This is a genomic window from Planococcus salinarum, from assembly GCF_007004625.1.
GTDB lineage: Bacteria > Bacillota > Bacilli > Bacillales_A > Planococcaceae > Planococcus > Planococcus salinarum.
In genome coordinates this window covers 1-18,195 of the sequence record NZ_VIFV01000001.1, presented here as the reverse complement: position 1 = coordinate 18,195, position 18,195 = coordinate 1, and the positions used below count along the sequence as shown (strand labels likewise).

Genomic DNA, 18,195 nt, shown 5'->3' with positions numbered 1-18,195 from the left:
GGGTGTGTAGGCAAGTGCAGAAAGTGTTAATCGGAATAATTCTGGCGGCGATCATTTTAACGATTCCTTCCATATATGAACGTGTGCAGGTGGAAGAATCCAATAAGACAGTTGAAACGATCGTGCCATATAAATATATTATGAATTGGATGATCAATGACCCGGAATTGGACCGGGAACAGATATTGGATCAATTGCAGCAGTACGGCATAAACTCGATCAGCATGGAACCGGATACTTTGGGGACCCTTCAGCAAAAAGGCGAACTGACAGTAATCAGCGTTCCCCGCATGAGTGAGTTGCTGATTTTCAATCAGCTCGAGCCACTTAGCCATCCTTTCGATAAGGAAGGGGTCTTCATCTATTCCAATCCGGGTTCATCTTTTGATGAGCTGACGGGAAGTGTTTATGAAGACACGCGCCAAATTACGGTGGAAGGCGTGGATTACACCTTTGTTCCCGGTGATCCTTCCGATATCAAGGATGTGCCTGTCGGTTTTGATCCGGAAGTGGTCGAGGCCGTTTTGGATTCCGGGATGGAACTGGTGCCAAGAATTGCGGATTCAAAAAATCAGGAACACACGGAAAGAATGGCACAGGAACTGCTTGATTTAAAGCAGCCGGGCATCGAAAAGGTCCTCTTCATGGGCAATGCAGCACCATTTGTTTCAGAACCCGCCATTCTGAAAGAATTCAGCAGCCGTCTGGCGGAAGCCGGATATTCCATATTCTACATTGAGTTTAGTGAGATGAAAGGCTTTAATACAGCGGCTTATTCGATGGACCTGGATGTTGTGCGTCTGCACAGCCAGGGATTGGTGGAAGACAATGCTGTTGAAATTGCTGATAAATTTGTGCGTGCCGCAAAAGAACGCAATATGCGGGCTTTCTTCGTCAATGTCAATATAGATAATTATGAGGAAGCACAAAAATCGTTGCAGGAACTTCACAACGAAATTGAAACAAATTTGCCATCGTCTTTCGAGCGTGGCTCTTCACAAACATTTGAGACCTTTGCAATTCCGCTTTGGCAGATTGTCATCGGCCTGATCGGCTCGATTGCGTTTCTTGCATTGGCAGCCCAAACGGTCTTCAACAACCGCAAATTGACGATTGCCGCCATCATTGGACTGTCGTTACTGGCACTGGCTTATCTTGTCACTGATATGTCGCTGATTCTGAAAATCTTTGCACTAGGCCTGGCCGTTACAACACCGGTCTTTGCTGTGTTGCTCAACAAGAATACAGAATCGAAATATTATCTGATCGCCTCTTATTTCAAAGCGGTGGGCATTACGCTGATCGGCATCTGGCTGATTGTTGTTCTGCTCAACGGCAGCGCGTTCATCCTCGGAATGGATGCTTTCAGGGGAGTGAAACTGGTTTACATCCTTCCAATCACGTTCCTTGTGCTGTATGCTTTATGGGGGAACCTCGAAAATTTATTAAAATCAAATGTGATATATTGGCATTTATTGGTGATAGGGTTAATTGCAGCGGTTGCTATGTTCTATGTCGACAGAAGTGGCAATACCGGCTTCGTCATCCCGTATGAACTGCAATTCCGCATGTTACTCGAAGAAATCCTCTATGTCCGACCGCGGACGAAGGAATTTCTGATTGGCTTGCCGCTGTTCGTCCTTGCAATCTATATCGCGAAAAAGAACAAAGCTGCCAGCTATTTCCTGTTAATCCCGGCTGTAATCGGATTTTTATCAATGGTCAATACGTTCACGCATTTCCATATCCCGCTGTCGATTTCGTTATTGCGCACAGGATACGGAGTGATTTTTGGTTTGTTAATCGGTCTGATTCTGGTATTCTTGTACAGATGGGCAGGTCAAAAACTTATCAAAGAAGCAAATAGGAGGTGGCAGAAATGAGAATCGTGTTATCCGGATATTATGGCTTTGACAATGTGGGAGACGAGGCAATCCTTTTTGCCATCATCCAGTCGTTAAAAGAATATCATCCAGGCGTGAAACTCACCGTCCTGTCAAATAATCCTGAAAAAACGGCATCTTCCTACCAGGTGGATGCGGTCAACCGCTGGAGTTTCAATGAAGTCAGAAAAGCATTAAAAGAATCGGACGGCCTGATCAGCGGCGGAGGCAGCCTGCTGCAGGATGAAACCGGCATGAAAAGCATCACCTATTATTCCGGTGTCATGAAAATTGCGCAGGTGCTGAAAAAGCCGGTCTTTATCTATGCACAGGGCATGGGACCGGTCAAAAGCCAAATCAACCGGAAAATCATGAAACACGTATTGCAGGCGTCCGAACTGATCACGGTCCGGGACAAGCATTCCAAAAATCTCCTCGAAAGGATCGGCGTCACCAAGCCGATCCAGTTGGTGCCGGATCCGGTGATGGGAATTGACGCGGGCGATTTTGTCAGCGGTTTGGAAAGCCTGGCCGATTCGGACAAACGGGTCGTTTCGGTATCCATCCGGAATTGGACGGAAGATCTGTCCTACCTGAAGAAAGTTGCAGAAGGCCTCGATGGCTTGGCAGACAATGGCCATGACATTCTGATGGTGCCGATGCACGGCAAATATGACCACGAAACCTCTGCACGCGTTGTGGGGATGATGAAGCATGAGGCGGAAATCTTCCCGTATGACAGTTCGATAGAAGAAAAAATGGCGGCCGTGAAAGATTCGGATGTTCTGCTCGGCATGCGGCTTCACGCCCTGATATTCGCAAGCGTGGGCAACACGCCGTTTGTCGCATTATCCTATGATCCGAAGATTGACTCGTTCGCGGAAATCGTCGACCAGAAAGTGCTGGGCAATGTTGCTTCGGACGACTGGAGCAGTGGGGATATTGTTTCCTCAATCGAAGAAATCTTTGCGAATTATTCGAAATATACGAAACAGCTCGATGAGAAAGTGGAACCGTTGCAGATCAAAGCGAATGATACGGCCAAGCAGGTAGTGGACTTTATCCTGACTGGCGCAACGTCCGAAAAACAGCGCGAGTATTTTGTAGCTTCACCCAAAACGAAAAACAGATAAATAAAAAACCGGCTGCGATTTTATAATCGCGGCCGGTTTTTTACTTTGTAAAAACATAAACTCTATCCCAAACCCACTCAAGCCTTCACCTGGCCAAAGAGTTTATTGCCTTTGCCGAAGACGACCCAGCTGTGCGGGACGAAGTCGAAGAACACGCGGACAATGAACCAGCTGGCGAAGAAAGTGATGAGCATTGTAGCGAGCTGCCACGCATGGAAAATCAGTGCGTCTCCGCTTGGCAGCATCTGCCTGAGAATGAGCAGGAACAGCGGGTGGATCAGATAGAACCCGAAAGATACGGTTCCAATTTCGGTCAGGAAACTTTTGATTCGCGGCATTTTCCACAGCCGCATAAGGTGAACAAAGATGAACAATGAGGCTGCGGCCGTAAAGGCGTGCGTGCTCCAGGCAAATTCATGGAGCTTTGTTGAAAATTCCGCTTGTCCGGTCAGTGTCAGGTAATTGATGCGGACATAGAAGAAAATCATGAAAAGGTAGGCGGTGAAAATGGCTGCCAGTCCCGGCAGGCTTCTGCGCCAATCGAGAATCCATTCGGAAATCCGTTCATAATAAACGCCCAGGAATGCCCCGAAGAAATAGAACATGAAATAGGACAGTGACACCGAGCCTTTTTGGGCTACCTGGAAAATTTCAGAGTTGGCGAAAACCCATGCCCATTGAATTCCTATGCCGAGTGGGATGGCGTATCTCCGGACGAAAGCGAATCGCTGGAATAAATACAGGATCAACGGAAACATCAGGTACAGCTGGACGCTGACAAAGACGAAATAGAGATGGAAATAGGCGTCGCCGCTAAAGAAGTCTGCCAGGAAAGCCGGCAGCGCTTCGGACAGCACAAATGGCACGCCGACCGTTGTGTTCATATAGCTGCTGATGCCGAAGTAAAAAATGGAAAAGACGAGATAGGGCACCAGGATATAAAGCATGCGTTTTTTATAGAATTTCTTGAACAGCTCCATGGTCAGGGTGCGGTGGTAATAGGTGTAGAAAAGGATGAAACTGCTTAGAAAGATAAAAGTCGGTGTGCCGAGTTTCCCGGCGTAATTGAAAAAGGTATAAATGCTGAATGCGGCGGATGAATGATCCGATCCTCCAACGCCGGTTGATGAGGCGTGGACGGCAAGCACGGCGAAAATGGCGATGGCACGTGCAAATTGGATTTCATCCAAATGCTTTCTGTTGACAGTCAATGAGATTCACCTGGCTTTCTTCTACTATCATATATACTAATGCACCCGCTTATAAACCTTTAGGACGCAATATTTACAAAACACGAACATTAACGCAGTTTGTTTTATTGGAATAAGGAATTGAGAACCACGGGGGGATAGGTAGAATGGATTGTTCAAGGAATTATAATGTAAAGGATTTGTTAATTTGTTAATTTTCCGAATAATATATTGTTGAAATATTCCATACATGCTAAACTAAAAACGTATGATTGCGTTTTCATTAAGGGGAACAGAAAATCACAAGACAGCATAAGATTACATAATTTATTCCCAAATATTGAAAAAGTGGTCAAACCAAAAAACAAAAGGATGGTGCCGAATGAAGGGAAACAGAATGTTTAAAGCCTCTATTGCCGCTGCAATGACAGTGAGTCTGGTGGGCTTGCAAGCGCCGCTGTCTGCAGAAGCAACTGAGCACGGAGAATTCGATCTTACGATCATGCACACGAACGATACGCATGCCAACTTGGACGATGCGCCAAAACGTGCGACGCTCGTGAAACAGATCCGTGCACAGAATGCCAATAGCCTGTTGTTGGACGCTGGAGATGTTTTTTCAGGAAGTCTTTACTTTAACATATTTGAAGGTGCAGCTGACTTGGTGATGATGAACTTCATGGGCTACGACGCCATGACTTTCGGAAACCATGAGTTTGACCTTGGCAACAGCGTGGATGAAAATGGAGAGACAGTAGGACATCAGGCTTTGCAGGAATTTGTGCAGGGTGCAGACTTCCCATTCGTAGCAACAAACGTTGACTTCTCAGGCGATGCGAAGTTCGATGGCCTGCAAAAGAATGTCTACACTGCTGATTATGGAAACGGCGAAATCTATGACGGTATCATTAAAGAAGTCAACGGCGAACAAGTCGGGATTTTTGGTTTGACCACAGAAGAGACAAGCGAGATTTCAAGCCCTGATACAGTCGCATTCACGAATTACCTGGAAGCTGCAGAAGAAGCGGTTGCAGCATTTGAAGCTGCCGGCGTAAACAAAGTCATTGCGCTGACGCACATCGGCTACAACGATTCAGAGCAATTTGACAACGACCTGCTGTTGGCGCAAAATGTTGCCGGCATTGATGTAATTGTTGGCGGACACACGCACACAGCTTTGGATGAAGGCGTAGTCATTGATGATAATGGCGCTCCTGTCGTTATCGTTCAAACCGGCCAATATGGTTCAAACCTTGGACAGATCGATGTCACGTTCGACGCTGACGGCGTTATCACATCGACTGAAGGCGCAACACATCCTGTAACACTGCACGACGTTTCTGAGGCAGAAGCAGATGCTGAAGCAGTAGAATTGCTTGCTCCATTCAAAGAAACAGTTGAAGAGACGAAATTCGAATCGACCGGCGCATACACAGAAGTATTCCTTAACGGTGGACGCAACGAAGGCGGAGTCCGTACTTCTGAGACGAACCTTGGGAACGTCATCACTGACGGTATGCTTTATGCTGCACAACAAATCGATCAAGATACAGTAATCGCTTTGACAAACGGCGGCGGTATCCGCGCATCAATCGATGTAGGGGATATCACAATCGGTGAAGTATTGACAACTATGCCTTTCGGCAACTCGTTGGCAATCATGAACATTAGTGGTGCTGAACTGAAAACAGCATTGGAGCACAGCGTCAAAGAATTCCCGGCAGAAAGCGGCGGATTCCTTCATGTAGCTGGCATGGAATTCTCATTTGATCCATCACAGCCAGTCGGCAGCCGTGTAACTTCAATGAACGTTCGTTCTGAAGGCGGCGTGCTTACGAAAATCGAAAACGATGAATTCTACAAAGTAGCAACGAACACGTTCACTGCCGGTGGCGGCGATGGCTACGAAGTATTTGCCAATGCCTATGCTGACGGACGCGTAAGTGAGCCGGGCAACATCGACTACGAAATGTTCATCGATTACATTACTGAATTTGAAGCAATCGCACCGATGCTTGAAAACCGCATCAACCCGACCATTCCATTCAAAGACCTTACGATGGACGATTGGGAATATCCATTCGTTAAAGATTTGTACTACCGCGGCATCATGAACGGTACGGAGTTGGATACGTTCTCTCCAGACCAGAACCTGACCCGCTGGCAGGCTGTTACAATCATGACGCGCGTTCCGGGATTGATTGAAGAAACTGAAGAACCAGTCCAAGATTCACCATTCACTGATATCTCGAACTTGCCGCAAGAGCGCCAGGATGAAATCCATGCAGCTTATGCAGCTGGCTTGATCCAGGGAACTGATGCAGCAGGAACGACTTTCGATCCGAATGCCAACATTTCACGCAAGCATTTCGCATTGCTGATGAACCGCATTTACGAAAGAGTGAACGGCGATACCGAGTATGATGGTAATGCACCTTACAACGACACAGCCAACTTGACGGCTGAAGAGCAGGAAGCTGTTACAATGCTTTACTACAACAGCATTGCAACGGGCTACAATGATAACTTCATGCCGAACAGAAACGCTACACGCGCTGAAGCGGCTAAAATGTTCTCATTGTTGATGCCTTACACAGCTCAATAAGGTGACAGTCACCCACACAATTTAGAAACAATTCAAGTAATTGCAGCCTCTTCTGATGAAGAGGCTGCCTTTTACTGAGTAGTTTACAATTTTTTACTTTAATAATATTTTTTGGTTAATTGTAAGTATCTATCCAAACATTGAGGAGTGGAATCTTTTGACGAAAAGCTCTATTGGTAAATTATTTTTAAGTTTTCTTTTAGTTATCTCGGCCGTTCTTCCGTATGCAGCGACGCAGGCGGATGCAGCTGAAGCAATTACGGTAGCGGAAGCGATTGCGAATAACAATGGTACTGCAACAGTTAAAGGTTATATTGTAGGCACTGTTATCAGCGGTGGAAATTATGATCAGGAAGCTCCGTTCACAACCGCAGCGAATTTGGCGATGGCAGATTCACCGGATGAAACAGATCCGGCGAAGATTTTAACAGTCCAATTGCCTTCCGGTTCTGATACTCGAGCTGCGTTAAATCTTCTGGATAATGCCCACATGTTTAAAGGGGAAGTTACGATTACAGGGAGTTTGACTGCCTATTACGGCGTACCAGGCCTTAAATCTCCCACAGCTTTCACTATCCTTTCTGAAGGCGAAGCTCCACCTGAACCAACAGTCGTCGCTTCAGTAGCGGAAGCCCGCGCTGCAGTCGGTGAATTGATCCAGGTGGAAGCGACGGTAACGACTGGAACAGGAAATTGGGGCGGAAATGCATTTTACGTTCAGGACGACACTGCTGGAATCTACGTTTACACAAGCAGTGCGGATGCAGCTCCTGGCGACATCGTTCTTTTGACAGGTACGGTTTCTGAGTATGGCGGCGAATTGCAATTGCAGCCGAATACGATTGAAGTCGTTTCATCAGGAAACGAATTGCCGGCTGTTCAAACGGTCAACCCGACTGGTGTCAATGAAAGCACACAAGGTGAATTGATCGAGATGAAGAATGTAATAATCACAGGCTTGAAATCAGTCAATGACTATGGAACTTTCGAGTTCACGGCGACTGACGCAGACGGCAACACTGTCGTTGTCCGCAACGACAACCGCAATGGTCTGGCGTTTGACCGCTTCACACAGCAATACAAAGAAGGCGACCTGATCAATGTTACGGGAATCGCTTCAAAATACTATGAAAATTTTCAGGTAAAAACTCTGGGTCTGGAAAGTTTTGACCTGGTGAACAAACCTGCAGTGTACGCCGACATTTTCCCTGGTGTTGTTTCTGAAGGCACTGAAATAGTTCTTCAGTCCGGCTGGGAATCTGCAGCAATCCATTACACGGTTGACGGCAGCACGCCGACAGCATCAAGCACGGAATACACTGCACCAATCACGCTTTCAGCAGATACAACGATTAAAGCGATCGCTGTAGGTGTTGAAACATCAACCGTATTCACGTTTGACTATACGGTATTGAAAACGGCTGACCTGAAAATCCGCGATATCCAGGGCGATGGCCATTACTCGGATTACGAAGGTGTAGTCGTGAACGAAATTCAGGGTGTGGTAACGCATCTTTACAACTCGGCAAACTTCGTCATCCAGGACATTAACCCGGACAATGATTTGACAACATCTGAAGCTTTGATGGTCAACATGTCTTCAAACGGTGTGAGTGTTGGTGACCTTGTCACTGTTGCTGGAACAGTTGAAGAAAATTTCCAGGAAGGTTATTCGGATATGAGCGACAACGATCTTCCGATTACGCGCATCCGCGCTACTGCAGTTGCCAAAGATGGCACTGCTGCACTTCCGGCGCCAATCGTCATTGGTGTAGACGTGTTCCCGCCATCTGAGATCATCGACAACGATGGTTTAACATCATTTGACCCTGCAGAAGACGGCATCGATTTCTGGGAATCTCTTGAATTGATGTATCTTGCAGTGCCGAACGCAAAAATTGTGGGACCTCAGAAATACGGCGAAGTGGTCGTAGTCGCTGAAAATTCACCGAACACGGACTTCCATAATCAAGACGGAATACTGATTTCGGAAAATGATTACAACCCGGAGCGCATCACCGTCGATTTTAACGATGAAAACTTTGTGGCAAAAGCCGGAGACTCATTCAACGGCACAATCACAGGCGTTATGGGCTACGGCTTCGGCAACTATAAACTGTGGACAACGAAAGCTGGCGTCCCAGCACTGGTGGAAGGCGACACAACCCCTGAAACCACCTGGATCACTGCAGACGAGGAAAAACTGACAGTTGCCACTTATAACATGGAGAACTTTTCAGCTGATCCGAATCATACATCAAACGAAAAAGCTGCGCGCATCGGCGAGTCATTCGTTAAAAACTTGAACTCTCCTGATGTTGTGGCATTGGTGGAAGTTCAGGACAACGACGGCCCGGTCGCTTCAAACAACAGCGACGCATCCGAAAGCTATGGCCGCTTAATTGAAGCAATCAAAGCTGCCGGCGGACCGACTTACGCTTGGACGGACATCGCGCCGGAATACAATAAGGACGGTGGCCAGCCAGGCGGCAACATCCGCGTCGGCTTCCTTTATAACCCGGAGCGTGTAACACTCGCTGAAGGAGTAAAAGGCGCATTTGATGAAGACAACTCTTGGATCGACGGCGAATTGGCGCTGAATCCGGGACGCATCAAACCGACAGAACAACCGAACACACGCAAGCCGCTTGCCGCTCAATTTGATTTCCAGGGCGAGAAAGTCATTGTTGTCGCAGCTCACCTTAACTCAAAAGGCGGCGACCAGCCCCTATTCGGACAGAATCAGCCTCCATTCCTTGGTTCTGAAGAGGAACGAATCGGATTGGCAACGATGATCAACGACTTTATTGTCGAAGGCCAAAAGCAGGATCCGGACCTGAATGTTGTCGTAACCGGCGACATGAACGATTTCGAATTTACACCGGCTCTTGCTGCATTGAAAGGCGATATTCTGGCCAATAAAGTCGAAGACGTGCCGCTTGAAGACCGTTACTCTTATTATTATCAGGGCAATTCACAGGTTCTTGACCATGCATTGGTGACAAACAATATCGCAGCTCAGACTGAAATCGATATGGTCCACATCAATTCGATGTTCATGGTAGAGCACGGACGCGCATCTGACCATGATCCGGTCCTGATCCAAATCGATTTCACACCCGAAGAACCGGCTAAGGAAATGCCATTCACTGACGTTAAAGTGGAAGACTGGTCTTACGTTTATATCAAGGATCTGTTCGACAGAGGGATTGTCAACGGCACAACAGAAACAACATTCTCACCGGAAAACAGCCTGACCCGCTTCCAGGCAGTTACGATTCTGACACGCATTCTTGAAATGGACACGGCGAACGCACCAAAATCACCGTTCAAAGACATTTCAAGACTTCACCAGGACCGCCAGGACGAGATCAATGCCGCATACGCTGCCGGATTGACCAACGGGAAAACAGCAACCGAATTCAAGCCGAACGAGTTTATCTCGCGTGCCCACTTCGCGTTGCTGCTGGACCGTGTCTACACGATGAAAAACGGCGATTACAAAATCGGCGAAATGGCACCTTACAGCGACTTGACTAAACAGACAACTGCAGAAAAAGAAGCTATCACATTGCTTCACGACCTGAAAATTGTCCAGGGCTATAACGGCAAATTCAATCCGTTCCGCTCAACATCTCGCGAAGAAGCAGCAAAAATGTTCTCCCTATTCCTGCCGTATTCGGCTGAGTGAGGGTGACAGTCACCCACACAATTTAGGCACAATTCAAAGCGAGGCTCCCGGAATATCCGGGAGCCTCGCTTTTTTTCATGCCGAAACAGCGGCAACAGCACAAACCAGAAACTATCACCAAACGTCAGCCATGAAAAAACCCGCTCTCCGCCTGGTACGGCGGGGAGCGGGTTTTTACCTTATCGTTTCGGCAAAGTCTTCATATAAGCGTCCGACAGATACTCGAGTTTCAGCACGCGGTCGTAGTCTTCGCGGTACTGCTCAAAGTCGGCGATCACTTCTTCTGTCTGCAGGTCGTACGCTGTGCCGTCCTCAAATCCTTTTTCGGGGATGAACAGGATCTCATCATTCCAGAAAGAGCCGATCGGCAGATAGTATCTGGCGCCCAGCAGACTTTCTTTGTGGTTCAGCACATCCTGGCCGAAAATCACCATGTCATCGAGCGGCAGGCCGAGCAGGTTGGCGATTGTCGGCATCATGTCGAGCTGGCCGATCTGCTGCTCGAACGTTTCGCCTTCATCGGTGATGCCCGGAGCGTGAAGGATGAATGGAATCTTCAGGCGGTCGATCGTCTGGTACTCGTGGCCGAGCAGCTCGGTCACCAACTCGACATCGCGAGGATTGATGGCGCTTTGCTGCAGGCCGAAATGGTCGCCGTAGATGGCGATGACCGAGTTCTCGTAAATGCCTTCTGCTTTTAATTGTTCAATAAAATCATGGATGATACGGTCCATATAATTGATGGACACGAGGTATTCGCCGGTCAATGAATCCTTAAACTGTTCCGGCAAGTCGAATTGCTGCTGTTCCACCGGCAGATGGAAGGGATGATGGCTCGTCAGGCCGATCAGCTGCGTATAGAACGGTGTGTTCTTCATGTGCGACTCGCGAAGAACCGGCATGGCTTTTTTGAACATCACTTCATCGGATGGCCCGATGCCGATGACGTCTTCATTGCCAAAAAACGCGCCGTAATAGTAATTCTCGATGCCGAGCGCCGGATACAATTCGTCCCGGTTCCAGAAACTGATATCATCCGCATGGAATGTCGAAGTCGTGTAGCCTTCGCCTTTCAATAAGCGGGGCAGACTCGGGAATGCGCGGTCGGCGAAAGTCTGGGAAGTCGGATTGAATGCTGTCGGGTAAAGAGACGTATTGATGATGAACTCAGCATCAGCGGTATTGCCCGGTCCGGTCTGCTGCGCGGTATTCGGGAAATAGAAGCTGTCATCGATCAATTTGTTCAGGTTCGGCGTAACTTCTTTGCCTTCGAGTTCAAGGCCGACCGGGAAGCTCTGCATCGATTCCACCTGGATGACGATCAGGTTCCGGCCTTCAGCAGCTCCGAAATACTCGCGCTGTTCCGGTGGAATGTATTCCAATCCCTTCAGCTCGCGCACTTCTTCGATCAATGCTTCGGAGTTTTCCACCGCCACGTCCACTTGGATCGTTGCCTGCCCCTCGGGACCAAGATACATCTCCAAAGCCTCATAATTCAAAATTCCTTTTTCCTCTGCTGCCAGCACATTATTCGAAATTGTTTCGTCTTTATGCGCCTGGAAATTAGCGAAAGATACCAGGATCGCCAGCACAAGAATCGGGAGGACCAAAAACTTCTTATTCAATGAATAACTGCGGATCGGGTATTTGCGTGACAGCAGCAAAATGATCAGTACAATGATCTCCGCGAAAAACAGGAAATAAATCGGGCGGATCAGCGCACTCACACTTTCATTGATCGTGCCGAGCTGTCCCAGCTGGAACAGCGCAAAATATGTAACGATGCGGCCGAAAAACGCATGGTACATGACCACCGCGAGAAACAGCGTCGAAAAAATGAGGTTAAGCAGCAGGAAAGCGCCAGGCTTCCATTTGCCGGCAATCAGTTCAATCAGCGCAGTGAACACGAGGATATAACTCAGTTCAAGCACCAGCGCCTGTGTAATATCCGCTTTGCCGAACAGCAGATAGCGCAGAAAAATGATCTTCAAAACCAGTATCGCCGTGACAACAAACAAATGGCTCGTTAAAAATTTCTTCATATGCTCTTTTTTCATCATGTCCCACCCATAAACCTATATATTTTTAGCTACTTACATTCTTCTGTAAATTTTTTGTAAAGTCAAGGCTATTTTGAATTGTGTGGAAGTTGCGTGGGTGACTGTCACCCAAAAAAATTTTTTGACCCCAATTTCGATGCTTTTATGCCCCGTTTCAGCCGCAAATCTGAAATTTGGCCCTATAGGGCCTTCAAATCTCCGTTATCGAATTGTAGGTGCATTTGACACTATTTCCCGGGAAATATATGGTCAGAAAAAAGGCAGGGGCTGATGAGAATGTCGAGAAAAAGGCGCGTTTGGAATCCGATTTTGTTTGAGCATGCAACAACGAGGGGCAATAACAGGAGGACCATATTTCACGATCCGTCCGATTACCGGGCTTTTTTCCGTGTGCTCAACTATGCCCATGAACAGTACCCGTTTACCATCATCGCGTATTGCCTGATGACAAACCATTACCATCTGCTGATCCGCTCACCGGAAGTGCCCCTAGGCAAAGTCATGGCCATTATCAATAGAAGGTACGGCGATTATTACCGGGCAAAATACGGCGTCACCGGCTATTTGTATGAGGGGCGATATTACGCGGAGAAAGTCGACGGCCCTGCCGGCATCCTGACGGTAAGCCGCTACATTCACCGCAATCCGATTGCTGCGGCAAAGCCGCTGGCCGCCAAAATGGAAGATTACCCATACAGTTCCTTCTATTACTATGCAAACGCTGTATCATCACCCTATCCGTATTTGGAATTGGGGCATATCGTTCCGTTGTTGACGCAGCCCTATGAACCGACGCATGAATCCTATCGCATATATTGTGAAGAACCGCTTCCAGATTGAATTGTGTGGGAATTGTGTGGGTGATTGTCACCCACACAATTCCCCAACCCCCACAAACCCACTCCCCCCGCACATTCACACCCCACCGCGAAACGCCACTAAACATAAAAACCCACATTAATCATAAAAAATATTAAGAATACGTTTGCAATACTGAAAATTTATGGTAAATTTATAGTGTTATGCAATTAGGAATAATTGCACAATTCTAAGCCAATAAAAGGGGGAAAAACATTGAATAAGTTTAGAAAAGCGTTAGTTACGATGTTAGTCGTAATGATGACGCTCAGCTCTGCTGTCTTCGGTTTGACGGGCGTATCCGCTGCGACGAATAAGTCGTTATCGGATCTACCAACTTTGAATGAGGAAAAACCTGCTGTCAAAGTACCGGAAAAATTCGTAAATCCGGAAGACCCATCTAAAACAGTCCGTGTGATTGTGGAACTTGAGAAAGCGCCAACAATCGAAACGGCAACTCAGCAAGGAGTTCTTTACAAAGATCTTCCTGCTTCAGAAAAAGCGAATCTGGAAGCAGCTGTAGAATCTGATCAGGCGACAATCCAGTCGGCTGTGACAAAAGCTGCACCAAGCGTTACATATCTCGAAAACTTCACAACTGTTTTCAACGGATTCTCCGCTGAAGTCGCTGTTGGACAAGTTGAAAAGATCGCTGACCTTGCAGGCGTCAAAAAAGTATACGAAGCGACAGAATACACGCGTCCTTCTGTACAGCCTGAGATGAAATACTCAAAAGAATTGGTTCAGGCGCAACAAGCCTGGGGCGAATATGGCTACAAAGGTGAAGGAATGGTTGTCGGCGTCATCGACACGGGGATCGATCCTTCGCACAAAGATATGGTCTTGACTGATGACTCCACTGGAGAAGTCACAAAAGAAGAATTGGCTGCTTTGCTTGCTGATGGCTCCATCGAAAACGGTGAATATTTCACAGCAAAAGTGCCATTCGGCTGGAACTACATGGATGATAACAACCAGATCCTTGATCTTGGACCGGAAGCTTCCATGCACGGTATGCACGTAGCTGGTACTGTCGGAGCAAACGGGGACGAAGAAGCTGCAAACCCGGGCCTTAAAGGTGTGGCTCCTGAAGCGCAACTATTGGCTTTGAAAGTTTTCGGCAACGACCCGCAATTTGCTTCAACTTACGGCGATATCTACGTAAAAGCGATTGATGATTCGATCAAGCTTGGCGCAGATGTCATCAATATGTCTCTTGGATCCGTTTCAGGTTTCGTTGATTCAACAAACCCTGAGCAAATGGCAGTTGAACGTTCAACTGAAAACGGAATTCTTGTAGCAATCTCTGCCGGTAACTCGGATATGTTCGGATCGGGCACGTGGTATCCGTACGCTGAGAACCAGGATTACGGTCTTACTGGCTCACCAAGTGTTTCTGAAGATTCATTCGGTGTAGCTTCATTTGAAAACAATATCGTTACTGGCCTTAGCTTCAACTACCATGTAAATGGCGTAGAAGCAGGACAAGCGATGTACCTTCTTGCAAATGATGCAGATCCGCGTGACTTGCCGAACGCAACATATGATGTTGAGTTCGCAGGATTCGGTAACGCAGCTGATTTTGAAGGAAAAGATTTCACAGGCAAATTCGCACTTGTTTCACGCGGCGAAATTGCATTCACTTCAAAAGGATTGAATGCACAGGCAGCAGGTGCTGCTGGTGTCATCATTTACAACAACACAACAGGCACGATCAACATGCAATCTGATGCTGCCATCAAAATTCCGTATATGTCTGCACTGCAGGAAGACGGAGTGGCGATGAAAGAGCAACTCGATTTGGGCAATAAAGTCTCTGTTTCTTTCGAAGGGGACTACATCGAAACAAAAAATCCGGCCGCTGGTGAAATGAGTGATTTCACTTCATGGGGTCCAACACCGAACCTTGATTTCAAACCTGAAATCACTGCTCCGGGCGGTAACATCTTCTCTACATTGAACGACGATCAGTACGGCCTGATGAGCGGAACGTCTATGGCGGCTCCACACGTAGCAGGTGGTACGGCGTTAGTATTCCAGCGCGTTGACGCTGACTTCGGATTGACGGGCGCTGAGCGCGTTCAATTCGCGAAAAACCTGATGATGAACACAGCTAAAACAGTTGAACTTGCTGAAGGTGAATTTGTATCTCCACGCCGCCAGGGTGCTGGTCTTATGCAATTGCACGATGCCCTTTCAACTGATGTTATGGTCACAAACAATGCAACTGGCGAAGCGAAAGTCGCTTTGAAAGAAATCGAGAACGACCAATATTCATTCACTTTGACAGCTCAGAACTTCTCTGATGAAGATGCTGAATTTGCTGTTGACGTAAATGTACAAGTGGATACACCAGTTAACGGTGGACCTAACTTTGTAACAGTTCCAAATCTTTACGGTTCACAAGTAATTACGGAAGACGTTTCAATTGCAGCTCCTTCTACTGTAACGGTTCCGGCTAACGGCACTGTTGAAATTCCAGTAGCGGTTGACATCTCTGCTGTCAGCGTTGACCTTGAAACTGTTTACGTAAACGGATTCTTCGTTGACGGATTTGTCACGTTGACTGACGTAAACGAAGAAATCACTGGCAACACTTCCCTGGTTGTTCCTTACTTCGGCTTTAACGGCGGATGGGACGATGCAAGCATCTTTGATTACTTTGCATGGGAAGAGTTATCTTTTTACGAAGATACGCTTCTTACTGATGGCGAAGGCTATGTCCTAAACGGCGGAACGCATCTGGAAGAAGGTGTCTTTGACACTGAGAAATTCGCATTCTCACCAAACGGTGACGGATCGGTTGACTCTGTAATCCCTGTTTATTCATTGATCCGTAACGCGAAGGAATTCGAAGTGAATATCCTGAACGAAGCGGGCACAGTAATCCGTACAATCCGTACGGCTGAAAACCTGACGAAACATTACTCGGGAACATCGTCATTCACGTACAACCCTGATCTTGCCTGGGACGGTAAAGCACTTGGCAAAACGGTTGCTGATGGAGACTACCAGATTCAGCTTAGCGCTGTGATCGACTACCCGAATGCTGAATGGCAGTCAATCGAATTCCCTATTACAGTGGATACGGTTGCACCTGAAGGAACTGCAACATTCAACGCTGCAACGAAAACTGTAGAAGTTACAGAATTCGCTGACAACACAGGCGTTGATCGCTGGGAAGTTTACTTGAACGGCGAAGAACTTACTGAAAACGCAGAAACTGATGCTGATGAGTCATTGGCTCCAACAACAACTGAATTTGCAGTAACTGCTGACATTACCAAAACTGACGAATTGGTTGCTGTGTTCTATGACGTAGCAGGCAACTCGACAGAAGTGGAATTGCGCGTTACGGCTGAAGAGTCAACGCACCCGGTAATCTTCATCGAAACTCCGGAAGTTACAGAAACTTTTGATACGAATGAAGTAACTGTAGCTGGTACTGTTGAAGATGATTCAAACGTTGTTTCTGTAACAGTTAACGGCGAAGAAGCTGATTCGTTTGACGGCGTTAACTTCGAACACACATTGACGTTCGAAGACGGCGTTCATGACGTTAAAGTAAAAGCGGTTGACGAATTCGATAACGAAATGGAAATCCGTCGCCAGATATTCGTTGATACAACTGCTGCTGCAGTAGAAGTTGTGGAAGCTCCTGAATCTGTGGACCTTGATACAACTGAAGCTGAAGTAACAGTAAATGTACAAGATAACTTTGACGAAATCGCAGTTTATGTAAATGACTCAGAAGTTTACCGCAAGGGAATCACTGAGCCATATGCTATGGTCGCTTTCGACAAAGACATCACTTTCACTGTTCCAGTTCTTGAAGATGGCCAAAACGACTACGTGGTATTGGTAGTTGACGCAGCCGGACACGAAACGGAACTTGAATTCTCAATCTTCAAAGAAGCGGCGGAAGTCGTAACATTCTCTGATATCCAAGGACACTGGGCTCAACAATACATTGAAGACCTTGCGACTTTCGGTATCATCAAAGGGAAAACACCTGAATTGTTCGCTCCTGAAGCTGACTTGACTCGCGCTGAGTACGCGGTACTTCTAGTTCGCACACTTAACCTTGACTTGACAGAAAAAGAAGGAACATTCAAAGATGCCAATAACCACTGGGCAGTGAAATACATTGAAGCGGCTGCACGCGCTGGAATCGTTCTGGGCAATCCAGACGGAACATTCAACCCGGACGCAGCAATCTCACGCCAGGACACTGCTGTAATGGCAATCCGCGCTGTTGAGTATCAAGACGCTTCACTTCTTGAAGGCCTTGAAGGGACACATGAATACGTGGATCAGGCTAAAGTTTCAACTTATGCTGAAGAAGCGGTTGCTCAAGCTTATGCACTTGGCTTGATGATCGGCGATCAGAAAAACGTCTTCGCACCAAAAGAAGAAATCACACGCGCAGAAACAGCGGTTGTAATCCACCGTGCCCTGACGTTGATGGATCTTTGGTACTAAGATAAACCAGAAGGAAAGCCGGGAGCTGATGCTCTCGGCTTTTTTTTGATATATATAAATTCACTAGTGTTGCATAAAAACTGACGAAATATTCAGTCACAACTTTTCAATTATTTTTGCCAAAAAGGGAAGCACCCGAATAAAGGTAGCACTGTCCAATTGGTATATTTATACAGTTTGACGAAGGCAACAGAGATGGACGGTCTTCTTTACGGAACTGCTTTGTTTTCGATCCGGGACAACCAATGCCGAGACGCCGTCCAAAGTTTCGCCTTGAGCAGACGTGTAATGGT

Annotated in this window: 8 protein-coding genes; 6 read left to right on the top strand and 2 right to left on the bottom strand. The window is 47.1% G+C overall.

Translation table 11 applies throughout. The annotated features are described in order from the left end of the window. Positions 1-14: 14 nt before the first annotated feature. The gene (locus DIJ65_RS01160) at positions 15-1,883 is read left to right on the top strand and encodes a DUF5693 family protein (protein WP_117300099.1); all 1,869 of its coding nucleotides are present in this window, start codon (positions 15-17) and stop codon (positions 1,881-1,883) included. Further along, positions 1,880-3,016, top strand: a complete 1,137-nt coding sequence (gene csaB, locus DIJ65_RS01155; RefSeq protein WP_117300097.1) for a polysaccharide pyruvyl transferase CsaB — start codon at positions 1,880-1,882, stop codon at positions 3,014-3,016. The genes DIJ65_RS01160 and csaB overlap by 4 nt, the downstream gene beginning before the upstream one ends. 77 nt (positions 3,017-3,093) lie before the next feature. On the opposite strand, the gene DIJ65_RS01150 is transcribed toward csaB, so the two are convergent. Then, positions 3,094-4,227 carry an acyltransferase gene (locus DIJ65_RS01150; RefSeq protein ID WP_117300095.1) on the bottom strand — a complete coding sequence of 378 codons (1,134 nt, stop codon included), beginning with the start codon at positions 4,225-4,227 and terminating at the stop codon, positions 3,094-3,096. Between the two features lie 361 nt (positions 4,228-4,588). Between DIJ65_RS01150 and DIJ65_RS01145 the strand changes: the two genes are divergently transcribed. Continuing rightward, entirely contained in the window at positions 4,589-6,811 is a 2,223-nt protein-coding gene (locus tag DIJ65_RS01145) for a 5'-nucleotidase C-terminal domain-containing protein (RefSeq protein WP_117300094.1), read from the top strand. Between the two features lie 157 nt (positions 6,812-6,968). Next, positions 6,969-10,502, top strand: a complete 3,534-nt coding sequence (locus tag DIJ65_RS01140; protein WP_117300092.1) for a DUF6359 domain-containing protein — start codon at positions 6,969-6,971, stop codon at positions 10,500-10,502. Between the two features lie 179 nt (positions 10,503-10,681). On the opposite strand, the gene DIJ65_RS01135 is transcribed toward DIJ65_RS01140, so the two are convergent. Then, positions 10,682-12,559, bottom strand: coding sequence for an LTA synthase family protein (locus DIJ65_RS01135; protein WP_185959468.1), 1,878 nt, complete (start codon positions 12,557-12,559; stop codon positions 10,682-10,684). Between the two features lie 279 nt (positions 12,560-12,838). On the opposite strand from DIJ65_RS01135, the gene DIJ65_RS01130 reads away from it, so the two are divergent. Both DIJ65_RS01130 and DIJ65_RS16625 read left to right on the top strand, forming a co-directional pair. Then, positions 12,839-13,402 (top strand): transposase, encoded by a 564-nt coding sequence (locus DIJ65_RS01130; protein ID WP_185959467.1) that lies wholly within the window; start codon positions 12,839-12,841, stop codon positions 13,400-13,402. Between the two features lie 234 nt (positions 13,403-13,636). Continuing rightward, positions 13,637-17,902 (top strand): S8 family serine peptidase, encoded by a 4,266-nt coding sequence (locus DIJ65_RS16625; RefSeq protein ID WP_313902999.1) that lies wholly within the window; start codon positions 13,637-13,639, stop codon positions 17,900-17,902. Positions 17,903-18,195: the final 293 nt, after the last annotated feature.